General features: G+C 63.7%; 8 protein-coding genes. 4 read left to right on the forward strand and 4 right to left on the reverse strand.

The features are described 5' to 3' along the window. Positions 1 to 17: 17 nt before the first annotated feature. Together R2669_RS05130 and R2669_RS05135 are read right to left on the reverse strand one after the other, a co-directional pair. Positions 18 to 833 carry a dienelactone hydrolase family protein gene (locus tag R2669_RS05130; protein WP_316899006.1) on the reverse strand — a complete coding sequence of 272 codons (816 nt, stop codon included), beginning with the start codon at positions 831 to 833 and terminating at the stop codon, positions 18 to 20. 27 nt (positions 834 to 860) lie between these two features. After that, on the reverse strand, positions 861 to 1313 hold the full coding sequence (locus R2669_RS05135; RefSeq protein ID WP_316899008.1) for a tautomerase family protein: 453 nt from the start codon (positions 1311 to 1313) through the stop codon (positions 861 to 863). A gap of 97 nt (positions 1314 to 1410) precedes the next feature. On the opposite strand from R2669_RS05135, the gene R2669_RS05140 reads away from it, so the two are divergent. Then, the gene (locus tag R2669_RS05140) at positions 1411 to 2382 is read left to right on the forward strand and encodes a GlxA family transcriptional regulator (RefSeq protein ID WP_316899010.1); all 972 of its coding nucleotides are present in this window, start codon (positions 1411 to 1413) and stop codon (positions 2380 to 2382) included. Positions 2383 to 2492: 110 nt separating this feature from the next. Next, positions 2493 to 3182 carry a DUF2076 domain-containing protein gene (locus R2669_RS05145; RefSeq protein WP_316899012.1) on the forward strand — a complete coding sequence of 230 codons (690 nt, stop codon included), beginning with the start codon at positions 2493 to 2495 and terminating at the stop codon, positions 3180 to 3182. A 103-nt stretch (positions 3183 to 3285) separates the two neighbouring features. Here R2669_RS05145 and R2669_RS05150 read toward each other — a convergent pair whose 3' ends face one another. Further along, complete coding sequence (locus R2669_RS05150) at positions 3286 to 3639, reverse strand: hypothetical protein (RefSeq protein WP_316899014.1); 354 nt, start codon at positions 3637 to 3639, stop codon at positions 3286 to 3288. Between the two features lie 162 nt (positions 3640 to 3801). On the opposite strand from R2669_RS05150, the gene R2669_RS05155 reads away from it, so the two are divergent. Then, entirely contained in the window at positions 3802 to 4680 is an 879-nt protein-coding gene (locus R2669_RS05155) for a hypothetical protein (RefSeq protein ID WP_316899017.1), read from the forward strand. Positions 4681 to 4766: 86 nt separating this feature from the next. After that, positions 4767 to 5180: a hypothetical protein gene (locus R2669_RS05160; RefSeq protein ID WP_316899019.1), complete on the forward strand. Its 414-nt coding sequence runs from the start codon at positions 4767 to 4769 to the stop codon at positions 5178 to 5180. A gap of 311 nt (positions 5181 to 5491) precedes the next feature. Here R2669_RS05160 and R2669_RS05165 read toward each other — a convergent pair whose 3' ends face one another. Continuing rightward, entirely contained in the window at positions 5492 to 5914 is a 423-nt protein-coding gene (locus R2669_RS05165; protein WP_316899020.1) for a hypothetical protein, read from the reverse strand. Positions 5915 to 6257 lie beyond the last annotated feature (343 nt).

Raw genomic sequence — 6257 nt, forward strand, 5'->3', positions numbered from 1 at the left:
CGCATGTGAGCCCCCACTCAGCTCAGGCGCTGCCGGAAGAACGCCAGGATCTCGTCGCGGGCCGCCAACGTCGGCTCGCCGGCCGCGTCGATCAGGTGCGCGGTCACCACGCTGTGCGGACAAGGCACATGCTGGGCAAAGAACGGCGGCGGATTCGGGTGCGCAGCGCTGTCGGGCAGCACGCGCGCCACAAAGCGCGGGCCCAGCGCCTGCGCATACGCGGCAAAGCGCTCGGCACGGCAGAAGCGGTCACCCTCAAAGCGGTAGGCCAGCACAGTCAGGTCTTCCTGCTCCAGCCGCTGGCGCACGGCGGCCGCTTCCTCCGGCGCGATCTCAATCCCGTCCGGCGCGCTCAGCGGCAAGGACGGCTGACACAGCACCGGCGCCAGCATGGCCGGCTCCAGCATCATCGTCAGCGCGAAATTGCCGGTGAAGCACATGCCGATGGCGCCCACGCCCGGGCCGCCGCACTCCGCATGGGCCAGCCGCGCCAGCGCGCGCAGCCATTGCGTGACGGGGCTCGACTGGTTGGCGGCAAAGGCACGGAACTCCGCGCTCACGCACGCGTGGCGGAACACCTCGGCCCCCGCCTCCGCTTCGGGCACCGCGCCATCGCGCCCGAACAACGACGGCATGTAGACGGTCAGCCCCGCATCGCGCACCCAACGTGCAAACCGCGCCACGTGCGGGCTGATGCCCGGCATCTCGGCCATGACGATCACGCCCGGCCCCGTGCCGGCCACATACGCGGTCTTGGTGATGCCGTCCAAGGTGATCTGGCGGCGCGTGAAGTCTTCCAGGCTGTCATCCTGCTGCGTGTGCTGGCTTGTCATGCGTGGGCTCCGTTGGAATGGCCTGGCTCAGGCGACGAGATGCTGAAGATGCGCATAACCGGCCGCCCTGGCGAAATCGGGCAGCGCCCACAGCGCGCCGTTCACACCCCAGGTGCCGCCGGCCACGTCATGCACTATCACGGAGGTCACCACGCGCCGCGCATCATCGGCCGGCACCGCCTGCGCAAACGCCTCGTGCATCTGCTGAACGAAGCGTGCGCGCGCAGCACCATCCAGCACACCGGCCGGCACATGGGCGACGGCCAGACACGGCACCATTTGCGTTGTCACGTCCGCCCCGCCGCACCACCAGAAGGCGGCCGGCACCTCTTCCACCGTCACCCAGATCGTGGCGCGCCGGCGCGGATCATCGGGAATCTGCTCGGCCTGCGCGGCCGCCTCGGTGATGCGGCGTGCAAGCGTCGCGCACGCGTGGCCGTCAAAGGTGTTGGCAGGAATCTTGACGAGGATGTTTGGCATGTGGGCACTCGTGAGCGTCGTTGACATGCCCGCATTGAACCCGCGCAGCCGCTAGACTGGCAGTGTCGATTTCGACATCTTTCAGGCAACTTTGGTCATGGCGGATTTCACCATCCTCGTACTCTCCGGCGCGTACGCCACCAGTGTGGCGGCCACACTGGACATCCTGCAGGCCGCGTCGACACTCGCGCCGCGTGTGAAGGCGCCGCGCCCGACCTGGCGCATCCTGTCAGCCGACGCGCCCAGCGTGCAGCTGAGCAACGGCATGCACGTGCAGGCTGCTGCCCTGCCAAAGCGCCCGCGCCCCGATGGCAGCACCTGGATCGTGCCGGGCCTGGGCCTCGACCATGCCGGCGTGATCGCCACGCGCCTGACGCAGGACGATGCGCAGCGAGCAGCGCGCGCCCTGGCCGCGCAGGTCGCTGCGGGCGGGCAGGTGGCCGCATCGTGCTCGGCGGTGTTTCTGTTGCAGGCGGCCGGCGTGCTGCCCGGGCGCTGCGTCACCACGTCTTGGTGGCTGGCCCCGACGTTGCAGCAGTGGGAACCCGCATGCACCGTCGACGCAAACCGCATGGTGTGCGCCGACGGCCCGATCGCCACCGCCGGCGCCGCCTTTGCGCAGACCGACCTGATGCTGCACCTGCTGCGCACGCGCTTTGGCGTGGCGCTGGCCGATGCCGTGGGCCGTGTGCTGCTGATCGACGGCCGCCACGCGCAAGCGCCGTTTGTGGTGCCCGCCATGCTGGCCAACGGCAATGCGCTGATTGCGCAGCTGGTGGCACGCATTGAAGGCGCCCTGCCCAACCCGCCCAGCGTGCAAGCGCTGGCCGACGAGCTGGCCATGTCGCAACGCACGCTGTCGCGGCACGTGCGGGAAGCCACCGGCAGAAGCACCCTCGCCCTGGTGCAGAGCGTGCGCCTGAACCGCGCCCGCATGCTGATCGAGTCGAGCCGCATGACCATCGACCGCGTGGCCGAAGCCGTAGGCTACGAAGACGCCACCGCGCTGCGACGCCTGATGCGCAAGGTGTCGGGCACCAACCCCAGCCAATATCGCCCGGCCGTCTAGGCACCTGGGGTTACAGGCCGTTACACAAGAAGCTGCCGCGCTTTAATTTTCGTTTAAGACTTGACGCCTAACTTGGTCACGTCGCACCCACCCAGACAGGACTCCACACCATGTCCCCGCAAGAACAGCAAGCGCTGGAAAACTTCCTGGCCCAACTGACGCAGGCGCGCGCCGGGGCCAAGGACCCGCAGGCCGAAGCCCGCATCCTCGATGCCGTGGCCCGCCAGCCGGACGCGGCCTATCTGCTCGTGCAGCGCGCCATGCTGCTTGACCAGGCGCTGGCGTCGGCGCAGGCGCAGATCGCCTCTCTGCAAAACCAATTGCAGGCGGCGCAGGCCGGCCGCAGCACGTCGTTCATGGACTCGGCCAACAACTGGGGCAGCCACGCCGGCAGCCCGGCGCCCGCACCCGCATACGCCCCGCAACAGGCCGCCCCCGTGCAGATGCCGCAGATGCCGCCCCAGGCCCAACCGGCCCCGGCGCAACCGGCGCGCTCGGGTTTCTTCAGCGGCGGCCTGGGCAGCACGCTCGGCAGCGTCGCGACCACCGCAGCCGGCGTGGCCGGTGGCGCGCTGCTGTTCCAGGGCATCGAGAACATGTTCCATCACAACAGCGGCGGTGGCGGCTTCTTCGGCCAGCAGCCCGTGATGGGCGGCACCACGGAAACAGTCATCAACAACTACTACGACAGCGACAGCGGCACGACCAACACGGCGTCGCGCGACGACAGCCTTGGGCTGATCGACGACAGCGACCTGGGCGGCGGTGATTATTCGGATGACGATTCGATGTTGAGCTAGTCGCTCGAGGCCCGCCGCGCAGACTACCGTCCATGGGCGCGCGGCGGAGCCATTTCTTGGATCGGAGTAGGGCATTTCCGGTTCGGAATGCCTTGATCCGTCGCTACTGTTCGCTATAGCCGCGCCGCTCGATGGCAGCGAGCACATCCCAGGCTTGCGGATCGACGTCACGGCCAGTAAGCGACATCGACACGTACACATCGATCGCGTCGACAAAGCCCTTCACAAAGGCAGGCGGAAAACTGTGCGCCGACAAGTGCTGAAGCTGCTCACGCAGCATGCCGGGCCGGCATTGACCATGGGAACACATCGCGGTGCGCGTGCGCTTGAGATAAGCCTGCCCAGCAAGCGCGCCGTTCAGGTAAATGCGATTCTTGGTAAGAGCGCCTGCCGCCGATGACGTGACCTCGGCGCGAGGGGCGGAAGGCGGTGGAGAAGGGTATGAAGCGATTGGCATGGAGCCTCCAGAGATGAGTAGAGGCCGGTCAACTCGTTGCTACACGGGTGGCGGGCCTGACAGCGGGGGTAGCAAACCGGCTCTCTGGAGCACCGGCAGACCCGAAGGTCTCCCCACCCGGCCCGCCCTTGATGGCGCGCGAGTGCCTGCCGGCAAATTGCAATGCAATTGCCGTCCAGAGGTACCACTCAAACAGGTTGCTACACCCGGCTGCCGTTGGTGCGGCAGCGGGAGGATTATAGCGATGGGGCCGGCGGCGCAGGTCTGATTTGTGGGGCGAGGCGCCAGGATGCAACGTGCCACGCTGCACACTTGGCGCCGCCGATTCGCGAAAGAGAGCGGTACTCATGCGCTGAGGCATTCCAAAAAAGCCTGAGCCTCCATAAGCAAAAATCCGCAAGCGAGATAGAGAAAACGAATCAGAGAACACCGCATCCGCTCGCGCTATGGTCAATGAACTGCCCGCCATCGCAATCGTTGTTGGTCGACCAAAGCCTGATGAGACAACTTCGCCTCCTGGTTCTCCTTGGCCTCCTATTGGCGGGCGCTGCCCAGGCTCAGTCCAATTTCTGGCGCGACAAAGACGGCAACCCGGTGGCCGAAACCGACTCCATGAAGGCCAAGGATGGCTTCGGCGGCTTGCTGCTCGCCACAACAGATGCCGACTGGGAGCAGAAGTGGGAGACCCCGCCAGAGACCGTGCCCCAATTTCAAGCGGCTGGCGTAGTTCCTTACGGGAAGAAGGTCTACATCCTGAGCTTCTTTTCCAATCCGGCGAAGGACGATAGCGGCAAGGTCACTGTGCGATGTGACCTCAAAATTGTTGATCCGAATGGCAGCGTCACGCACTCCTTCGAAGACCAACCTTGTTTCTCTGGTCGACTGGCCGGTAAGGCCTCTTACGTCTATCTATCAACGCGCGTCGTTGCCTTCTCTGGAGATACTGGTGACCCTGCGGGGACTTGGCTCGTCGAGATGACCCTGCGCGACACGATCCGCAATACCGAGCTTCCATTGCGCACGCGGTTTCAACTCAGGTAAGAGGCGGTCGCGATGTTCCTACGCCGTGCGTTATGTACCCGATAAACAGCCAGATGATTCGACTACCTCGCGACGTGACTGACCAGGTGTTGATCGACATCGTTGGTGTATGGGTAGACGCTCTGGCGCGGCAGGACTATGACGCCGTGGCGGCTGCGCTCGGATACGCATTGGCGTTTGGCCAGCAACCGGCGGACTGTATTCGTCAGGAGATATCGCGCTATCGGCATCGCGCATGGTTTCCAGGGGTCGTGGAATTTGCAGTAACCGATCGAACTCAAGCGAGCGGAGGCAACCCCCAACCCCGTAAAGCCGTGACTCGGTATCAACCCAATGTCGCCGGTCTCTTCGGCGCCATCGAGTACGACCTTCCGCTCAACGGCAAGTGGAGCGATCTATGTGCGGACTTCGTGCTCACCCAAACCGATGGCGCAAGCCCCTATGTGGTCTTGTCGTTGGAGGAAATCGGTTTTCGGCGTCGACAAGACGGCGTGGGGTGATGTCTTGTACAACGTCCGCATTCCAGTCTGGCTCATTGTTGTGGCTGCATTTGCTACCGTCATCGCTTTGAATTTCGGTGCGGCGTACATCGTCAGCCTCTATCCGTCTTTGTTCAAAAAGCCGTCATATCAAGGGCAATACGATCAATGCAGAAAGACGTGTCTTGATAGAGGCATGTTTGGCGAATTGAAGAGGAGACCCGGACAAGTAGATCAGAAGCAGAGCGCCGTTCAGTTCGATTGCTCCTGCTTCTAATACGTCAATCGGGGCAATCAATACGAGGGAGGCGCCAGTTCTCGATCATCTATGCTCAAAGATTGAATCTCGCGACGATCGCTTCAATCAGCGGTCTTGTGTACTTCTCCGCCGGCTCGATGTGCTCCTCACCCTCACGAAAAAACTCTCCGGCATCGAAGGCAAGAAAGACCTCCCAGAACAAGGGGGGCCAGGTATCGCGTTGAGATGCTGCATCGGAATACACTTTTCCGACCATGATGTTCACTACCGCATCGCAGAAAGCGAATGGAAGGCTCGCATCGCTATAACCGCGAGCAAGCGCGAGTGCGACAGCATCGAATCTTTCTGGAAGGACCTCCCCTGACAGGCCGGTACATCGCGCCAGGCATTCCGCAGATATGTCGAACTGCTTCGGACCCACCTCATATCGACTGTGCAGCGAGGCGACAAACTCTTGCGGATTGAAGTCGAGAAGGTGCCGCTCAATGTTGCTCACAGAAAGGTGGGAAACTGGCCGAGACAGTTTTGAGTTTAGCAGTGCGATGTAGCGCTAACGGCGGGATCACGATGCCGGCGTGCGACGCCGAAAGACCGGTGCTCGACGCTATTGATCGCGTCTCCCGGCCCCAAGCCCTCGCGCCCGAGTCCCAGACACCCAAGCTCGACCCTCAGACTCCCAAGCGCCACGCCCGGAGCCCCGCACTCGACCCTCAAACACTCGATCTCGACCCTCCGAGCGTCGAGTATCACTGGATTTGCCCCCGTATCTCCGGACACCGCCTCACACTTGAGTTGATGATTCTGTCCTGCGCCTGAACTCGCGTGGCGAGCGATATTTC

This window comes from Ralstonia edaphi (assembly GCF_958350185.1).
GTDB classification, from domain to species: Bacteria; Pseudomonadota; Gammaproteobacteria; order Burkholderiales; family Burkholderiaceae; genus Ralstonia; species Ralstonia edaphi.

Coding starts and splice junctions, on each gene's coding strand:
- R2669_RS05155 (WP_316899017.1), top strand. CDS start 3,802: ATGCAATTGCCGTCCAGAGGTACCACTCAAACAGGTTGCTACACCCGG.
- R2669_RS05150 (WP_316899014.1), bottom strand. CDS start 3,639: ATGCCAATCGCTTCATACCCTTCTCCACCGCCTTCCGCCCCTCGCGCC.
- R2669_RS05140 (WP_316899010.1), top strand. CDS start 1,411: ATGGCGGATTTCACCATCCTCGTACTCTCCGGCGCGTACGCCACCAGT.
- R2669_RS05130 (WP_316899006.1), bottom strand. CDS start 833: ATGACAAGCCAGCACACGCAGCAGGATGACAGCCTGGAAGACTTCACG.
- R2669_RS05135 (WP_316899008.1), bottom strand. CDS start 1,313: ATGCCAAACATCCTCGTCAAGATTCCTGCCAACACCTTTGACGGCCAC.
- R2669_RS05145 (WP_316899012.1), top strand. CDS start 2,493: ATGTCCCCGCAAGAACAGCAAGCGCTGGAAAACTTCCTGGCCCAACTG.